Here is a 15,912-nt window from a genome sequence, read left to right as displayed (position 1 = left end):
GGTTTCGAAAACATCTTTGGTCCAACCCATGCGGCTCATGGAAATCGGCGGGACGAGTAGGTTCCCCGGAACCTGCGGTTCCCTTGCGACGCGGATCGCATCCCTGTGGACTACGACTACGTTCTCGTCGTCGCAGCCGTGTACCGAGCACCGGCGAACGCCATGGCCGCTCACTGCCGCGAGGGCCCGTACGACTCGCGGACGTACTGGTCGTTGCTGGTCGACGAGGACGTGACCCTCGTGTGTGTCACCAGCACCGGCTGATGCGTGAAGGCTGTGACGAACCGCTGACGCTTCGGCGGTTGCCGTCGTGCTCCTACCGCTGTTCGACGGGGGACGACGTCGCGTAGACGTCCAGCAGTCGTCGTTGTGCGTCGGCGAGGGCCACTCGCACGGCGCCCAACGCCACCGCGTCGTCGCCCAGACGGGAGAGCGCCAGCCGAGGCATGACCAGCGCGCGCCGGGTCAGGTGCCGCCGCATCTCGGCGAGCACCGCATCGCCCGCGAGCGTGATGGTGCCACCGAGGATGATCAGTTCCGGGTCGATCGCCGACACGAAGGAGGCCAGACCTCGTGCCAGCCGGTCACATGCCTCGTCGAGCACCTGCAACGCCCGCGAATCACCACCGTCCGCGGCGATGAGGACCGTGGCGGCATCCGGGCTTGAGTCCCCGAGGTCACGCGCCCGGCGCAGGATCCAGTCGGTGCCGACCGCCGATTCCAACGGACCGAGCCCGTCGGCCTGCACACCCTGTGGTTCGGTGTCGAGCTCGACGAACCCGATCTCGCCCGCCGCTCCGTGGGCGCCACGGTGCAACTGGCCGTTCACCAGGATTGCCGCACCCACGCGGACACCCCATTGCACGAGGATCAAGTTGTCGGCATCGTCGCCGGCGCCCTTCCACCGTTCGGCCAGGACGGCGAGATTGACGTCGTTCTCGGTGTGCACAGGGCAGGGGGCGATGCGCGAGAACAGGCTGCCGAGTTCGAGTGAGTCCCAGCCGGGGACGGACGGCGCCTGCAGGACGGCTCCGCGCCGGTCGACTATCCCCGGAGTCCCGATGCCCACCGCTGCGAGCGAGGACCTCGGTACCGGCACGGCGTCCAGCACTCGCTGTATGGTCTCCTCGGCCCGGCCGAGTAATTCTGTCGGCGTGTCCGATTCGGTGACCTCACGACGAATCTGCGAAACAACGGTTCCATTGAGGTCGGCGACCGCGCAGTGAATCTTGTGCGGTCCGACGTCGACGCCGAGAACGTACTGGGCGTCCGCGCGGAATCGCAGGACGCGGGCGGGTCTGCCCATGCGCGGTAATTCGACGTCGGCGGCCTCGGTCTCCTCGACCCAGCCGTCGGCCATCAACGTGGAAATCGCTGCGCTGACCGTGGGACGGGACAAGCCGGTGGCACGCATGAGGTCAGTGACGCGCGCTGTTCCCGTGGCACGGATGGCGGTGAGTACGGCCGCGCAGTTCATTTGCCGTAGCACCTGCGGTCCACTGCCGAATTCGAAGTGTGCCACCACAGCCCCTTGACACCGGCAACCCGTCGCAACATAGTGATCGCGGTAGATAGTGAGGAAGCTTTCCTTACTAAGTCTACGCGGCGTTCCGCCTGGCTGTCACCGGCCGACAACCGTGGGGATCGCCTGATGCACGGTCAGCACTGCGCACTTATCGATGACGTCGTCGAACGCGATTCGACGACCACGGACATCGCTTTCGGTGACCACTGGGGGCGGTGTCGCGGCGGATCGTCCGTCGCCATCAAGTCCGCGACCTCGGCCCTCGATCCCGGCAGCAAGCCAGTTCTTTTTCCCGGCTCCGTACGACAGAAAGTCAGCACGGTGATCAATTAGGTAGAACCGGCCACCTTGGAGGAAGTCATGCGGATCAGATCCGCACCGTTCCTTTTGTCCCTGGCCCTGCTGCTGTTGTTACCCATGATCAACGCATCCGCCACCGAGCGGGCGATCGACGAGATCTCGTCCGGCACGTCCGCCGAGTCGGCCACGGACGACGAGTTCGAGAAAGTGCTGTTGACCTCCGACGTCGCGCAGCCGATGACGATGGACATCGCGGACGACGGCCGGGTGTTCGTCACCAGCCGCGACGGCGTCATCCGGATCTATCACCCGGATACCGGTGAGGTGAGCGTCGCAGCCGAACTCAGTGTCTTCGACGACCATCCGTTGCCGCCGGACCCGGACATCGAGGGCTCCAAGAACCAGGAGGGTGGACTCCTCGGTTTGGCGTTGGACCCAGAATTCGACACGAACGGCTGGGTGTACGTGTACTACACCAGCCGAGACGAGAACAACCACTTCCTCTCGCGATTCGTGGTCGAGGACGGCCGACTCGACGTGGAGTCGGAAGTCGTCCTGCTGAAGGTGCCCTACAACAAGACGAACTGCTGCCACGTGGCGGGGGATCTCGAATTCGATTCGGCGGGCAATCTCTACCTGAGCACGGGTGACGAGTCGACCCCGGATCTGAACGACCAGTACTCGCCGCTCGACAGTCGTTCGACTCACTGGTACAACGACGATCGCCGCACGTCGGGCAACACGAACGATCTGCGTGGGAAGATCCTGCGGATCACTCCGCAGCCGGACGGAACCTACACGATCCCGGAGGGCAATCTCTTCACGGGAGCCGAGGAGGGTGGCGGCAAGACCCGGCCGGAGATCTACGCGATGGGTTTCCGGAACCCGTTCCGGATCTCGATCGACCCCGCGACCGACCGCCTGCACATCGGCAACTACGGACCCGACCGTCTGGGCGACTGGACCGAGCGGGGACCGTGGGGATTCGACCAGTACATGGTGACGTCGGAGCCGGCGAACTTCGGTTATCCCTTCTGCATCGGCAACAACTACCCGTACCGCCCGTGGGACTACGAGACGAACGAGCCGCTCGGTGATTTCTACGACTGCGAGAACGGGCCGATCAACGACTCGCCCCACAACACCGGGCTCGAGCGCACGCCGCCGGTGAAGCCGGCGACGATCTACTATCCGCGCAGCTGGACGGGCTGGCCGCAGACGTGGGAAGGGTGGCCCGGCCGGGACATCAACCCGATTCCCGAGCCGTTCCTCGACATGGGTTCCGGAGCCGGTGGGCCGATGTCGGGTCCGGTGTATCGCTACGACGAGAACCTCGACTCCCCGACGAAGTTCCCGGAAGCCTACGACGGACGCTGGTTCCTCCTCGACTACCACCGCGGTCACGTGAAGACGGCCGAGCTCGACGAGAACGAGACCGTGACCGCGATCGACGACTTCATGCCCGGAGAGACGTGGTCGGGCCTCATGGACGGGCAGTTCGGTCCGGACGGATCGCTCTACGTGCTGGAGGGCGGCTCGTTCGGGGACAGCCCGAACGCGGGTCTGTACCGCATCGACTACGTCGGTGGTGACGGGCCGAACCCGGAGTGTGCCACCCAGCCTGCCGAGGACGGGTACCGGCCGCTGTGGGACGGAGCGACGCTGAACGGCTGGAACCAGGCCGGACCGGGCGGATTCGCCGTCGTCCCGGACGAGGACAGGCCGGGCACGTGTGCCCTGGAGTCGGTCGGTGATCCTGAGGGACTCGGGATGTTGTGGCACGGCGAGGAGTTCGGCTCCTACCGGCTGCACGTCGAGTTCAAGGCCGTGGCGGAGGACGACAACTCCGGTGTGTTCATCGGGTTCCCCGACCCCGGTGACGACCCGTGGATCGGAGTGAGACAGGGCTACGAGATCCAGATCGACGACACCGGAGGGTCACCCGACGCCGCGGACAAGTCGAAGACCGGATCGATCTACACCTTCCAGGCACCGACGTCGTTCCCGACGGTGGCCGGTGAGTGGAACACGATGGAGATCGAGGTCGACGACCCGATGATCCGGGTGTGGATCAACGATGTGCTGGTGAACGAGTACGAGAACCCGCAAGGGTCGGGGCGCGACCTCTCGTCCGGGTACGTCGGGCTGCAGAACAACCGCGTCACGGACACCGTCTACTTCCGTGACGTCTGGATCAAGGAGCTCGGCGAGGATCAGTGTCCGGAGCCGCAGACGCCTCCGGAGGGTTTCACACCCTTGTTCGACGGCGAGACACTGGACGGATGGACCCACGCCGGGCCCGGTGGGTTCGAGGTCGACGAGTGCGGGTTGCTCCAGCCGTACGGCGGGATGGGCCTGCTCTGGTACGACCAGCAGACGTTCGACGACTTCACCATGCGAGTCGACTTCCGGGTCCAGGATCCCGCCGACAACTCCGGCGTGTTCGTTCGCTTCCCCGACCCGGAAGGGGATCCGTGGAAGCCGGTGGACGAGGGCTACGAGGTCCAGATCTACGAGAACACCGACGATCCGCTGACCCGGACCGGGGCGATCTACACCTTCGCACCGGCCGAACCGCTGGCCACCAACCCGGTCGGCGAGTGGAACACGATGGAGATCGAGGCGATCGGGCAGGAGTACCGCGTCGTCCTCAACGGCACCGAGGTCGCCACATACACCGGTGACGGAAGCCGCGGCCTCGACGGCTACGTCGGTATCCAGAACCACGCCGACGGTCAGGCGGCGGGTGAGAACGTCGAGTTCCGCAACGTCTGGATCAAGAAACACGACGCCGAGCTGACGGTCGACGCCTCACTGGGCCCGGCCGAACCGGACGGCTCGGATGGCTGGTACGTCTCGCCCGTCACACTCACCCTGGAATCGAACGACCCCGAGGCGCAGCTGCAGTGGCGTCCGAGGACCGACGAGTCCGAGTGGCGGACGTACACCGAGCCGGTGCTCTTCGACCAGGACGGCATCCACAACATCGACTACCGGGCCGTGGTGCCCGGTGGCGAACCGTCCGAGAAGGAGATCCTCGTCGGACCGAACGGGTTCGACTTCAGTGAGACCGAGTTCAGCGTGCAACAGGGCGACGTCGTCAAGTTCCAGTACGTTCCCGGATATCCCCACGACGTGGTGATCACGGACGAGAACGGCGAGATCCTGGCCTCTCGCCCGCTGGGGTCGGACTGGGAGGACGATCCGTTCTACTTCGAGGCGACGGAACAGGGCACGTACTACGTGTACTGCACGCCGCACTCGAACCGCCCGGATCCGGATGACCCGACGACGTGGACCGGAATGGTCTCGACCTTCGAGGTCACTCCTGCCGACGACGGCGACGAAACGGGGATCGAGGAGATCGAGTTCCTGATCGACCAGACGGTTCCGGCCACCGAGGCGTCCGTGGAGGGCGCGCAGGACGGTGACGCCTTCACCAGCCCGGTGACGGTGACCCTGGGGGCCCAGGACGCCACGTCCGGGGTCACGCGGACCGAGTACCGCATGGGCGGCGAGGAGGAGCCGTCGACCTACGAGGGGCCGCTGACTGTGATCGAGCCCGGTACGCACACCGTCGAGTTCCGGTCCGTGGACCGGGCCGGCAACGTCGAGGACTGGCAGTCGGTCGAGTTCACCATCACCGCCGGTGAACCAGGAGCCTGCCCCGATCCGGACACGCGGGAGACCGTCGTGATCGGCGTCATCGACAGCGGTGTCACCAATCACGTGCGCGAGGACGGGTGTTCGGTCAACGACCTCATCCTCGACGACGCGCAGTGGCGAAACCACGGCGCCTTCGTGAACCACGTGCGGGAGGTGACCGGCCGGTTGGTGGCCGAGGGCGTGCTCACCGACAAGGAACGAACCGCCATCGGCAGCGCTGCGGCACGCAGTGACATCGGCCGCGGTGGAGGCCCGAAGCCGGTGTGACGGTGCCTGTCCGAGTAGTCCGCTGACAGCTCCCGTCCGAGACCGGGCGGGAGCTGTCCACCCCCTGAACAGCACGGGAGATCTCATGCCGAACCGACTCGGCCGACTGGCCCCGATGGTGGTCGCCGTCCTCGTCGTCACCGCGTGTGGCGACAGCGTCGATCCGCGAGGGAACAACGCGGACACCGGCGAGGGGGACCAGGTCACGCTCGTTCTGGAGAGCTGGCGCAACGACGACCTCGCGATCTGGGAGGACGTCATCCTGCCTGCCTTCCACGAGCAGCACCCGAACATCCGGGTGACGTTCCAGCCGACGTCACCGGACGAGTACGACGCCGCGCTCGACGCCAAACTCTCCGGAGGCACCGCAGGCGACCTGATCACCTGCCGCCCGTTCGACGTCGCACTACGGCTCTACGAGGAGGGCCACCTGGCGCCCCTGACGGGTCTGAAGGGACTCGACTCCTACAGCGACATCGCCCGCGCCGCGTGGTCGACCGACGACGGGTCGGAGTCGTTCTGCGTCCCCATGGCTTCGGTGATCCACGGCTTCCTCTACAACACCGAGATCTTCGACGAGCTCGGTCTCACGCCGCCGAGGACGGAGGAGGAGTTCCACGAGGTCCTCGACACGATCGCCGCCGACGGCACGTACGCCCCGCTGGTGATGGGGACGGCGGACCAGTGGGAGGCCGCGACCATGGGACTGCAGAACATCGGTCCCAACTACTGGCACGGCGAGGCCGGGCGGCAAGGCTTGATCGAGGGCACCGAGCGCTTCGACGACGACCAGTACGTCGCCGCGTTCACCGAGCTCGCCTCGTGGGCTGAGTACCTGCCCGACGGCTACGAGTCGATCACCTATCCGGACGCGCAGAACCTGTTCACCCTCGGTCGCGGAGCGATCTACCCGACCGGCTCGTGGGAGATCGCGCTGTTCAACGAGCAGACCGACTTCGAGATGGCGGCGTTCCCACCGCCGCTGCCGGAGGGTAGGGACACCTGCTACATCAGCGACCACACCGACCTCGGGATCGGCATGAACGCGGCGACCGACCACCCGGAGGAGGCCAGGACCTTCCTCGAATGGACGACCACCGCCGAGTTCGCCGAGCTCTACGCCAACGCCCTGCCCGGGTTCTTCCCGATGTCCGAGCACGACGTCACCGTCGAGGACCCGCTGGCGCAGGAGTTCCTGAGCTGGCGCGAGGAGTGCGAGTCGACCATCCGCAACTCGTACCAGATCCTCTCGCGTGGCGAACCCAACCTCGAGAACCAGCTGTGGGACCTCAGCGCGCAACTGCTCAACGGCACCGTCGAACCGCGGGAGGCCGCCGGTCGGGTCCAGGCAGGCCTGGAGCGTTGGTACGAGCCGCAGCAGCAGTAGTCGTCGGCCCGGTGTGGGGCGATCGCGCACAGCGCGCTCCACACCGACCGTCCCGTTGGAGGAACACATGAGCCGACCTCTGATCTCGAAGCCGCCCGGCGAGACCGGTGATCCGACCACGACTGCGAGCGCCGCGACCGGGCCGAGACCGGGCCCCCTCGCCCGGCACCGTCGACGTCGGTTTCGCACCCACCTCGTCGTCTTCATCGCGCCGGCCGTGGTGATCTACACCGTGTTCATGGTCTACCCGTTGCTCGACTCACTGCGGCTCAGCATGTTCGCGTCGCGCGACGGCGTGCAGACGTTCGTCGGACTCGACAACTTCGTCCGGCTGCTCTCCGACGACCTGCTCGCCGGAGCCTTCTGGAACGCGGTGTGGAACAACCTGCTGTTCTTCGCCGTGCACTTCGTGGTGCAGAACCCGATCGGCCTGCTACTGGCGGCGTTGCTGGCCGCGCCCAAGCTGCGGGGACGCGCGACCTACCGCACGCTGCTGTTCATCCCGACGACGCTCTCCGTGGTCATCGTCGGATTCGTCTGGCAGCTCATCCTCAGCCCGGTGTGGGGCTTCGTCGACACGCCGCTGCTCGGTCAGTCGAGCACCGCGTTGATCACCCTTGCCCTGATGTCGGTCTGGCAGTACATCGGCATCCCGATGCTGCTGTTCTACGCGGTTCTCGTCAGCATCCCGGACGACCTCGTCGAGGCGGCGACCATCGACGGCGCCAACGCCTGGACGACGTTCTGGCGGGTGAAGTTCCCGCTGATCCTGCCCACCGTCGGGATCGTCTCCGTCATCACCTACGTCGCCAACCTGAACGCGTTCGACCTGATCTACACGGTCAAGGGCGCCCTGGCCGGCCCCGACTTCGCCTCGGACATCATGGGCACGCTCTTCTTCCGCACCTTCTTCGGATTCCAGCTGCAGCAAGGCTCCAGCAGCATGGGCGCCACGGTCGCCACGATGATGTTCCTCCTCATCATGGCGGGCGTCCTCCTGTACTTCTTCGGCTGGCAGCGGCGCGTCGAGAGCTACCAACTGTGAGGAGACGGACGTGACCGCTGTGAGCATCCCGGACTCCGGTGTCATCCGGCCGCCGAGAAGGCGCCGCCCGTGGCGAACGCGGGTCGGCACCCTCGTCCCGCACGTCATCCTGCTCGCCTACGTCGCCGTGGCGTGCGCGCCGATCGCGCTGATCGTCATGAACGCGTTCAAGTCCCGCCAAGCCATCTTCGAAGAGCCGTTCGCCCTCCCGACGCCCGACACGTTCGACCTCAGCGGCTTCGAGACGGTGTTCGCCAGGGCCGACTTCGAGCTGTACTTCCTCAACAGCTTCATCGTCACCGTCAGCACGGTGTTCCTGGTGCTGCTGCTGGGGTCGATGCTGGCCTTCGCGCTGGCCGAGTACCGCTTCGCGGGCCTCACCGCACTCGCCCTGTACATGGCGGTGGGGATCATGATCCCGATCCGGCTCGGAACGGTGGGGATTCTCGACCTCATGGTCGATCTGAGCCTGGTGAACTCGCTCGCCGGCCTCGTTCTGGTCTACACCGCGATGGGGCTACCGCTGGCCGTGTTCGTCCTGACGGCGTTCTTCAAGCAGGTGCCCGACGAGTTGAAGGACGCCGCCCGGATCGACGGGGCCAGCGAGTACCGGGTCTATTCCCTCGTTCTCCCGCTCGTGCGACCGGGCCTGGCGGCCATCGGCGTGTACACGATGCTGCCGATCTGGAACGACCTCTGGTTCCCCCTGATCCTCACGCCCGCCGAGAGCGTCCGCACGGTCACCCTCGGCACACAACTGTTCCTCGGGCAGTTCGTCACCGACTGGAACGCGGTTCTCGCGGTGCTGGCCTTGGCGGCCCTGCCGATGCTGGCTCTCTTCATCATCTTCTCGCGGCAGTTCGTCCGCGGTCTGACATCAGGAGCGATCAAGTGAATCAGACACGGATCGGCATCGTCGGCGCGGGTTTCATGGGCTCGGTGCACGCGGCGGCGTGGGCCGCCTGCCCCGGCGCCCGGCTCACCGCGATCATGGCTCGCCCCGAACACCCGCCCATGCGGTTGGCCCACGACTACGGCATGCACGCGTGCACCGATCTCGACGAACTTCTCGGCCGGGTCGACCTCGTCGACATCTGCGTTCCCACCGACCTACACCACGAGATCACCGTCCGCGCCGCACGGGCCGGACGTGCCGTGGTGTGCGAGAAACCGTTGGCCCGCACCCCAGCCCTGGCCGCCGACATGATCGCGGCCTGCCGGGAGGCCGGGGTGCCGCTCCTGCCCGCTCACGTCGTGCGGTTCTTCCCCGAGTACGCGGCGGCGAAGGCCACGGTCGACGCGGGGGAGATCGGCGAACCCGCGGTGATCCGGTTGACGCGAGCGACGTTCCGGCCCCAGAAGCCCGCCGACGACTGGTACTTCGACGAGGCGCGCTCGGGCGGTCTCCACTTCGACCTGATGGTGCACGACCTCGACTACGCCCGCTGGGTCGCCGGTGACGTCGTGAACGTGCACGCACGCAGTGTGCGAGCCGCCCGGCCGGACCTCGACACCGACCACGTCGTGGCCATCCTGCGACACTCGTCAGGCGCACTCAGCCATGTCGAGGCCTCGTGGGCTCACCCACCACCGACGTTCCGCACCCGGGCGGAGATCGCCGGAACCCACGGCCTCCTCGAGTTCGACTCCGACCGCAGCGCGCCGGTACGCCCGACCCTGCGAGCCGGCGCGCGGGCCGGGGAGATGCCGTTGCCGTCCAGCCCACTCGCCGAGTCGCCGTACACCGCCCAGCTACGCCATTTCCTCGGCGTCCTCAGGGGCGAGGCGAAGCCGATCGTCACCGCCGAGGACGCGCTGGCCGCGGTACGGATCGCGGATGCGGTCGGGCGGTCGCTCACGACCGGTCGCACCACGGACGTGGAGGTAATCGCATGAGAATCGGGTTCCTGTCCACCGCTCACATCCACGTCGACGCCTATGTGGACAACGTCCGACGCGCCGGTGCCGAGGTGATCGGGGTCGCCGACGACGACGTCGAACGCGGCCGCCGTTGGGCGAGCGCGCACTCGGTGCCGTGGTTCTCCTCGCCGGAGCAACTGTTGGACGCCGGGGCGGACGCGGTCGTCGTCTGTTCCGAGACCGTGCATCACCGCCGCCTCGTGGAGCAGGCAGCGGCCGCCGGGGTCGCCGTGCTGTGCGAGAAGCCGCTGGCCACGACCGAGGAGGACGCGCGCGCCATCGTCGAGGCGTGCGCGAGCGCGGGCGTGCCGTTGATGACGGCGTTCCCGATGCGCTTCAGCCCGCCGATACGGGAGTGCGCCGCGCTCCTCGCCGACGGAGCGTTCGGCCGCCTCCACGCGTGCACCGGCACGAACCAGAGCGTGCTGCCCGCGCGGCACGGCGCTTGGTTCGCCGACCCCGTACTGGCCGGTGGCGGCGCGATCATGGACCACACGGTGCATCTCGCCGACATCCTGCGCTGGTACCTCGGCGAGGACCCGGTGGAGGTGTACGCGGCGACCAACCGGGTCCTCCACCGCGACACCGTCACCGTCGAGACGGGTGGGCTGGTGATGCTCGGCTACGCCGACGGTGTGTTCGCGACCATCGACTCCAGCTGGAGCCGCCCCGAGACCTACCCCACGTGGGGTGGGCTCACTCTGGAACTGGTGGGGGAGCACGGCACCATCGCCGTCGACGCGTTCAGCCAGTACCTCACCGTCCACGGTGGCTCTCAGGGGATCACCCGACCGATGTGGGGATCCGACGCCAACCAGGGCATGATCGACGAGTTCCTCGACGCGGTCCATCACCGCCGCACGCCGTCGGTCACCGGTGAGGACGGGCTGGCGGCGACGAGGGTGGCGTTGGCCGCCTACCGGTCGGCCGCCGAGGGACAACCGGTGAGCCTGGCCGTGCCGTAGTGTGGTGCGGGCGGGATCGCCGTGGCCGGGGAAGTGCGCGTGCGGCACACGCGCACGGGCGGACGCGCGTATGTCCATCAGGTACGACCGGCGCCTGTTGACTGAGGGAGGTCCCCTCGGTGCCGAGGGTTTTGGTCGTCACCACCCTCGCTGCATACCCGAGGTGTCCCGGAGTATTGCGCTCCAGTAGCTGTTCGCCGGCCACTTCAGACAGGAAACACTCAAGCTCTCGAGTTCTTGGGAGATGGTCACGGGATCCACCTTCTCGATGACTTCGAGCAAGAATCGAACCCGCTGCTCAGTAATCGGGAGCATTCCAGGCCCGTCCACCTCGTCGTTGCTCGAGAGACGTCACCTGGCCCGGGAGCGCAAGCCGGAGCTACGGAGGCGCGAGATCGAGGAGTTCCTCAGGACGCACCATCGGTCGGTGTGCGAGGTCCGTGATCTCGATTTCGGCAAGGTCCACGGCGACCGCGGGGTGGGCTACATCGAGTGCCACCACGCGGTTCCGCCGCATGCGGGTGCTGCCACAGCGACTTCCTTCCTCGGTCCGCACGGGATCGGACCAGTCTTGGAAGCCTCCGGACGAACGGGGAATCCCGCTCAGGAGCCGTACAGCTCGTCGACCAGCGCGAAGCCGTCCTCGATCCACGCCAGTTCGGTGCGAGCGCGGGCGATCAGCCCGTCGTAGGCGTAGATCTTGTAACGGACGGCCAGCTCGGCCTCGCGCTCGTTCAGCTTGGCGATCCTCGCCGCCAGGGTGGGGTGGCTGCGGTCGACGAGGGTCGCCCGGGTTCTCTCGAGCATCGCCAGGTGTTCTTCCCAGTACGCCTGCTGTTGTCGCAGCTGCTCGCGCACCGCCTCGGGGTCGGCGAAGTCGAAGTACGCCGCCTTCAGGTAGGTGGGGTCCCGCTGCCGCTGCGGTACCAGCGGTGCTTCCATCCACTTCCGGAAGTCGGCGAGCCCCGCGTCGGTGACGTGGTACTCCTTCTTGGTCCCCTTCTTTCCCCAGGGCACCTCGACGGAGTCGAGCAGTCCGTCGCGCTCCATCCGGTTGAGCTCGGGGTAGATCTGCGAGTCCGGGGCGTGCCAGACGTGCGCGACCGAGCGGCTGAAGCTCTTCGAGATGTCGTACCCGGTCATCGGGCGACCGGTCAACAGCGCGATCAGCGCATATCGCAGCGACAAGGTCCCTCCCCTCCGGACCGGTCACGCTATCCGCTCTTGCCAACTAACTATATCCATAGATAGCTTGTGGCTCACGTTACAGATACCTCTCTCCATAGGGAGTCGTCCCATGACCCTGACCACCCCTCCACCGGTGGAGGCCGCCGCACCGACCACCGCCGCCGCGAAGATCTTCAACCACCCCCGCAACGCCTGGTACGTCGCGGCCTGGGACCACGAGGTCACCACCAAGAAGCCGCTGGCACGCACCGTCGCCGGAGTGCCGCTGGCGTTGTGGCGCAACACCGAGGGCCGAGCCGTCGCGCTCGCGGACGCCTGCTGGCACCGGCTCGCACCGCTGTCGAAGGGCAAGATCCTCGGCGACGAGCTGCAGTGCCCCTACCACGGCCTGCGCTACAACTCGACCGGTCGCTGCACCGGCATGCCCGCGCAGGAGACGATCAACCCGAGTGCGATGGTTCCCGCCTATCCCGTCGTCGAGCGCTACCGGTACGTCTGGGTGTGGGTGGGCGAGCCCGACCTGGCCGATCCGGCCGCCGTGCCCGACATGCACCAGATGGACGACCCGGCCTGGGCCGGTGACGGCGAGACCATCCACGCCGACTGCAACTACCAGCTGGTGCTCGACAACCTGATGGACCTCACCCACGAGGAGTTCGTGCACGCCTCGAGCATCGGCCAGGAGGAGCTCTCCGAGGCCGAGTTCGACGTGGTCCACGAGGGCAACACCGTCACCGTCACCCGGTGGATGCGCGACATCGACGCGCCGCCGTTCTGGTTGAAGAACATGCGCGACAAGTTCCCGGGCTTCGAGGGCAAGGTCGATCGCTGGCAGATCATCAGGTTCGAAGCGCCGAGCACGATCTGCATCGACGTGGGAGTCGCCAAGGCGGGCACCGGCGCACCCGAGGGCGACCGCAGCCAGGGCGTCAACGGTTACGTGATGAACACGATCACCCCCGAGACACACCGCAGCTGCCACTACTTCTGGGCGTTCATGCGCAACTACCGCCTGGACAGCCAGACCATCACCACCCAGCTGCGGCAAAGCGTGCACGGTGTCTTCGCCGAGGACGAGGACATGCTGCGTGCCCAGCAGAGTGCGATCGACGCCAACCCCGAGCACGAGTTCTACAGTCTCAACATCGACACCGGCGGGATGTGGGTGCGTCGGATCCTGGAGCGGATGCTGGCAGCCGAGGGGCGGCCGTCAGCGGCTCCCGCGGTCGGGCGGGGTGCCTGATGGCGGTCCAGTCCCAGTCCCGCTGGCAGCGCGGGAAGGTCGTCGAGGCCGACCACGTGGCGGACGGCGTCCGCCGGATCGTGCTGGAGGTCGAGCACCCCGAGCATGCGGCCCCCGGTACGCACGTCGACGTCGAGCTGCGCGTCCACGGCAGACGGCAGCTCCGCTCCTACTCCGTCGTCCGGTCCGAGGACGGCGGACGCCGGCTCACACTCAGCGTGCAGCTCTCGCCCAACTCCCGGGGTGGTTCGGAGGCGATGCACGCACTGGCCATCGGTGACGAGCTCGCCGTCACCGGCCCGGTGCAGAACTTCCCGCTCGCGGTCGGCGCGGGTCGTTACGTCCTGGTCGCCGGCGGCATCGGCGTCACCGCACTGGTCGCGATGGCGTCGGCGCTGCGCCGCCGCGGGGCCGACTACGAGCTCGTGTTCGTCGGCCGCAGTCGCCGGGTGATGGCGTACCTCGACGAGCTCAGCGCCGAGCACGGCGACCGGATTCGCGTCCACGTAGACGACGAAGGAACGCCGTTGTCGGTTCCCGACCTGGTCGGCGACATCGCTGCGGCACCGAACGCGGCCGCGACCGAGCTCTACATGTGCGGTCCGATCGGTCTGATGGACGCGATCAGGTCGAGCTGGACCGAGCACGCGCTGCCGGAGACCAACCTGCGGTTCGAGACCTTCGGCTCCAGCGGCCGGTTCGGCGCCGAGGAGTTCCGGGTGCGCCTTCCTCAGCTCGACCGCGAGGTCGTGGTCGCGCCCGACACCTCGATCCTGGACGCCCTGAACGCGGCTGGGATCGACACGCTCTCGGACTGCCGCAAGGGCGAGTGCGGCCTCTGCCTGGCCAAGGTCGTCGAGGTGGACGGCACCATCGACCACCGCGACGTCTTCCTCAGTGAAGCGCAGAAGCAGCGCTCCACGAACCTGTGTCTCTGCGTCTCCCGCGCGGTGGCCGGCAGCACTGGCGACCGCGCCACCGTCACCCTCCACCTCACCTGATCCGGCGTACCGGATCCCTCACCTCTGGACGCCTCCATGAACATCACTGAACGCATCGGCGCGGCACGGATGTCCGGCTACCAATGGTTGATCGTCGCGCTCTGCACCTTCATGAACTGTCTCGACGGCTTCGACGTCATGGCGGTCGCGTTCACCGGCCCCTCGGTGACCGAGGAGTTCGGCCTGAACGGTTCCCAGTTCGGGCTGCTGGTCTCGGTCGGCCTGATCGGAATGGCCCTGGGTTCGATGCTGCTCGCGCCCTTCGCCGACCTGATCGGGCGTCGCCCGCTGATCCTGATCAGCCTCACCCTCGGCACGATCGGGATGTTCGGCGCCGCGATGGCCCCGTCAGTGACGGTGATGGGCTTCTTCCGGCTCCTCACCGGAATCGGCGTGGGTGGCATTCTGGCCAGCACCAACGTGATCGCCAGCGAGTTCTCGAACGCGAAGAACCGCGGGCTTGCCATCGGCATCTACACCGCCGGGTACGGCATCGGTGCGACCGTGGCGAGCGTGGTCGCGAAGGCCACGGTGGGCGGTGACTGGCGGATCGTCTTCTACGCAGGCGGTTTCGGCACCCTGCTCGCCCTGGTCGTCATCGCGCTGCTTCTGCCCGAGTCGATCGCCTTCCTCGAGCAGCGTCGTCCGCGGGGCGCGCTGGAGAACATCAACCGGACCCTGGCGCGGATGGGGATGGACTCCGTCAGCCAGACCGACCTCGACCAGGCGGCCTCCGTTCGAGAGGGGACCAGGCAGACCAGCTCGGGCTGGTTGAAGCAGCTGCTCACCCCCACGATCCTGCTCTGGATCACCTTCATCACCATCATGTTCGGCTTCTACTTCGTGAACAGCTGGACCCCCACCCTGCTGGTCGAGGAAGGGCTTTCGGAGAGCGCTGCGGTCACCGCCGGGATGGCGATCTCGATCGGCGGCACCGTCGGCTCGGTGCTCTACGGAGTTGCCGCCCGGGTGCGTACGCCGCGGGTCGTGCTGATCGGGTTCTCGCTGCTCTCCGCCGCGATGATGATCGTCTTCATCCTGAGCACCTCGATCCTGTGGCTCGGGTTCGGGATCGGCGTCCTCGTCGGCGCGCTGATCAACGGCTGCATCGCCGGCGCGTACACCGTCGGGCCGCCGCTGTATCCAGCCAACATCCGCAGCGTCGGCATGGGCTGGGCACTCGGCATGGGCCGGATCGGCGCCATCCTGTCCCCGACCATCGCGGGGATGCTCAAGGACGCGGGCGCCTCGGCGACCCAGCTCTACGTCGGTGCCGCCGTGGTGGTCGCGATCTGCGCGGTCGTCCTGATCGCACTGCGCCGGCACGACCCGGAGTCCGCCCCAGCGGTGAAGGAACCCGCCACGGCCTGAAGACATCTCCCGGAACGCGGGCGCGGGCCGATCG

12 protein-coding genes are annotated in these 15,912 nt (G+C 67.2%); 10 read left to right on the top strand and 2 right to left on the bottom strand.

Features of this window, described 5'->3' with window-relative positions:
• Positions 1–105: 105 nt before the first annotated feature.
• The gene (locus SACCYDRAFT_RS16980; protein WP_005458045.1) at positions 106–264 is read left to right on the top strand and encodes a hypothetical protein; all 159 of its coding nucleotides are present in this window, start codon (positions 106–108) and stop codon (positions 262–264) included.
• A gap of 52 nt (positions 265–316) precedes the next feature.
• Here the strand turns inward: SACCYDRAFT_RS16980 and SACCYDRAFT_RS16975 are convergent, their stop codons facing one another.
• Positions 317–1,477 (bottom strand): ROK family transcriptional regulator, encoded by a 1,161-nt coding sequence (locus SACCYDRAFT_RS16975; RefSeq protein ID WP_269744659.1) that lies wholly within the window; start codon positions 1,475–1,477, stop codon positions 317–319.
• A gap of 408 nt (positions 1,478–1,885) precedes the next feature.
• On the opposite strand from SACCYDRAFT_RS16975, the gene SACCYDRAFT_RS16970 reads away from it, so the two are divergent.
• The 6 genes from SACCYDRAFT_RS16970 to SACCYDRAFT_RS16945 all read left to right on the top strand — a co-directional run bounded on the left by SACCYDRAFT_RS16970 (position 1,886) and on the right by SACCYDRAFT_RS16945 (position 11,075).
• Positions 1,886–5,758, top strand: coding sequence for a family 16 glycoside hydrolase (locus SACCYDRAFT_RS16970; RefSeq protein WP_005458043.1), 3,873 nt, complete (start codon positions 1,886–1,888; stop codon positions 5,756–5,758).
• Positions 5,759–5,843: 85 nt separating this feature from the next.
• Positions 5,844–7,145, top strand: coding sequence for an ABC transporter substrate-binding protein (locus tag SACCYDRAFT_RS16965; RefSeq protein WP_005458041.1), 1,302 nt, complete (start codon positions 5,844–5,846; stop codon positions 7,143–7,145).
• Positions 7,146–7,212: 67 nt separating this feature from the next.
• Positions 7,213–8,190, top strand: coding sequence for a carbohydrate ABC transporter permease (locus SACCYDRAFT_RS16960; RefSeq protein WP_005458039.1), 978 nt, complete (start codon positions 7,213–7,215; stop codon positions 8,188–8,190).
• Between the two features lie 10 nt (positions 8,191–8,200).
• Complete coding sequence (locus SACCYDRAFT_RS16955; protein WP_005458037.1) at positions 8,201–9,085, top strand: carbohydrate ABC transporter permease; 885 nt, start codon at positions 8,201–8,203, stop codon at positions 9,083–9,085.
• A complete protein-coding gene (locus tag SACCYDRAFT_RS16950; RefSeq protein ID WP_005458035.1) occupies positions 9,082–10,086 on the top strand; it encodes a Gfo/Idh/MocA family protein in 1,005 nt (334 codons plus the stop codon). Before SACCYDRAFT_RS16955 ends, SACCYDRAFT_RS16950 begins: the two co-directional genes overlap by 4 nt.
• Positions 10,083–11,075: a Gfo/Idh/MocA family protein gene (locus tag SACCYDRAFT_RS16945; RefSeq protein ID WP_005458034.1), complete on the top strand. Its 993-nt coding sequence runs from the start codon at positions 10,083–10,085 to the stop codon at positions 11,073–11,075. Before SACCYDRAFT_RS16950 ends, SACCYDRAFT_RS16945 begins: the two co-directional genes overlap by 4 nt.
• Before the next feature lie 603 nt (positions 11,076–11,678).
• Here SACCYDRAFT_RS16945 and SACCYDRAFT_RS16940 read toward each other — a convergent pair.
• Complete coding sequence (locus tag SACCYDRAFT_RS16940; RefSeq protein WP_005458028.1) at positions 11,679–12,263, bottom strand: PadR family transcriptional regulator; 585 nt, start codon at positions 12,261–12,263, stop codon at positions 11,679–11,681.
• A gap of 109 nt (positions 12,264–12,372) precedes the next feature.
• On the opposite strand from SACCYDRAFT_RS16940, the gene SACCYDRAFT_RS16935 reads away from it, so the two are divergent.
• The 3 genes from SACCYDRAFT_RS16935 to SACCYDRAFT_RS16925 are packed head-to-tail and all read left to right on the top strand — an operon-like array spanning position 12,373 to position 15,878.
• Positions 12,373–13,506 (top strand): aromatic ring-hydroxylating dioxygenase subunit alpha, encoded by a 1,134-nt coding sequence (locus SACCYDRAFT_RS16935; RefSeq protein ID WP_005458027.1) that lies wholly within the window; start codon positions 12,373–12,375, stop codon positions 13,504–13,506.
• Positions 13,506–14,507 (top strand): PDR/VanB family oxidoreductase, encoded by a 1,002-nt coding sequence (locus SACCYDRAFT_RS16930; protein WP_005458026.1) that lies wholly within the window; start codon positions 13,506–13,508, stop codon positions 14,505–14,507. Before SACCYDRAFT_RS16935 ends, SACCYDRAFT_RS16930 begins: the two co-directional genes overlap by 1 nt.
• Before the next feature lie 36 nt (positions 14,508–14,543).
• Complete coding sequence (locus SACCYDRAFT_RS16925; RefSeq protein ID WP_005458025.1) at positions 14,544–15,878, top strand: MFS transporter; 1,335 nt, start codon at positions 14,544–14,546, stop codon at positions 15,876–15,878.
• Positions 15,879–15,912 lie beyond the last annotated feature (34 nt).

Source organism: Saccharomonospora cyanea NA-134, from assembly GCF_000244975.1.
Classification (GTDB): domain Bacteria; phylum Actinomycetota; class Actinomycetes; order Mycobacteriales; family Pseudonocardiaceae; genus Saccharomonospora; species Saccharomonospora cyanea.
Note: the sequence above shows the minus strand (reverse complement) of the source record. Positions and strands in the feature narration are given on the sequence as shown.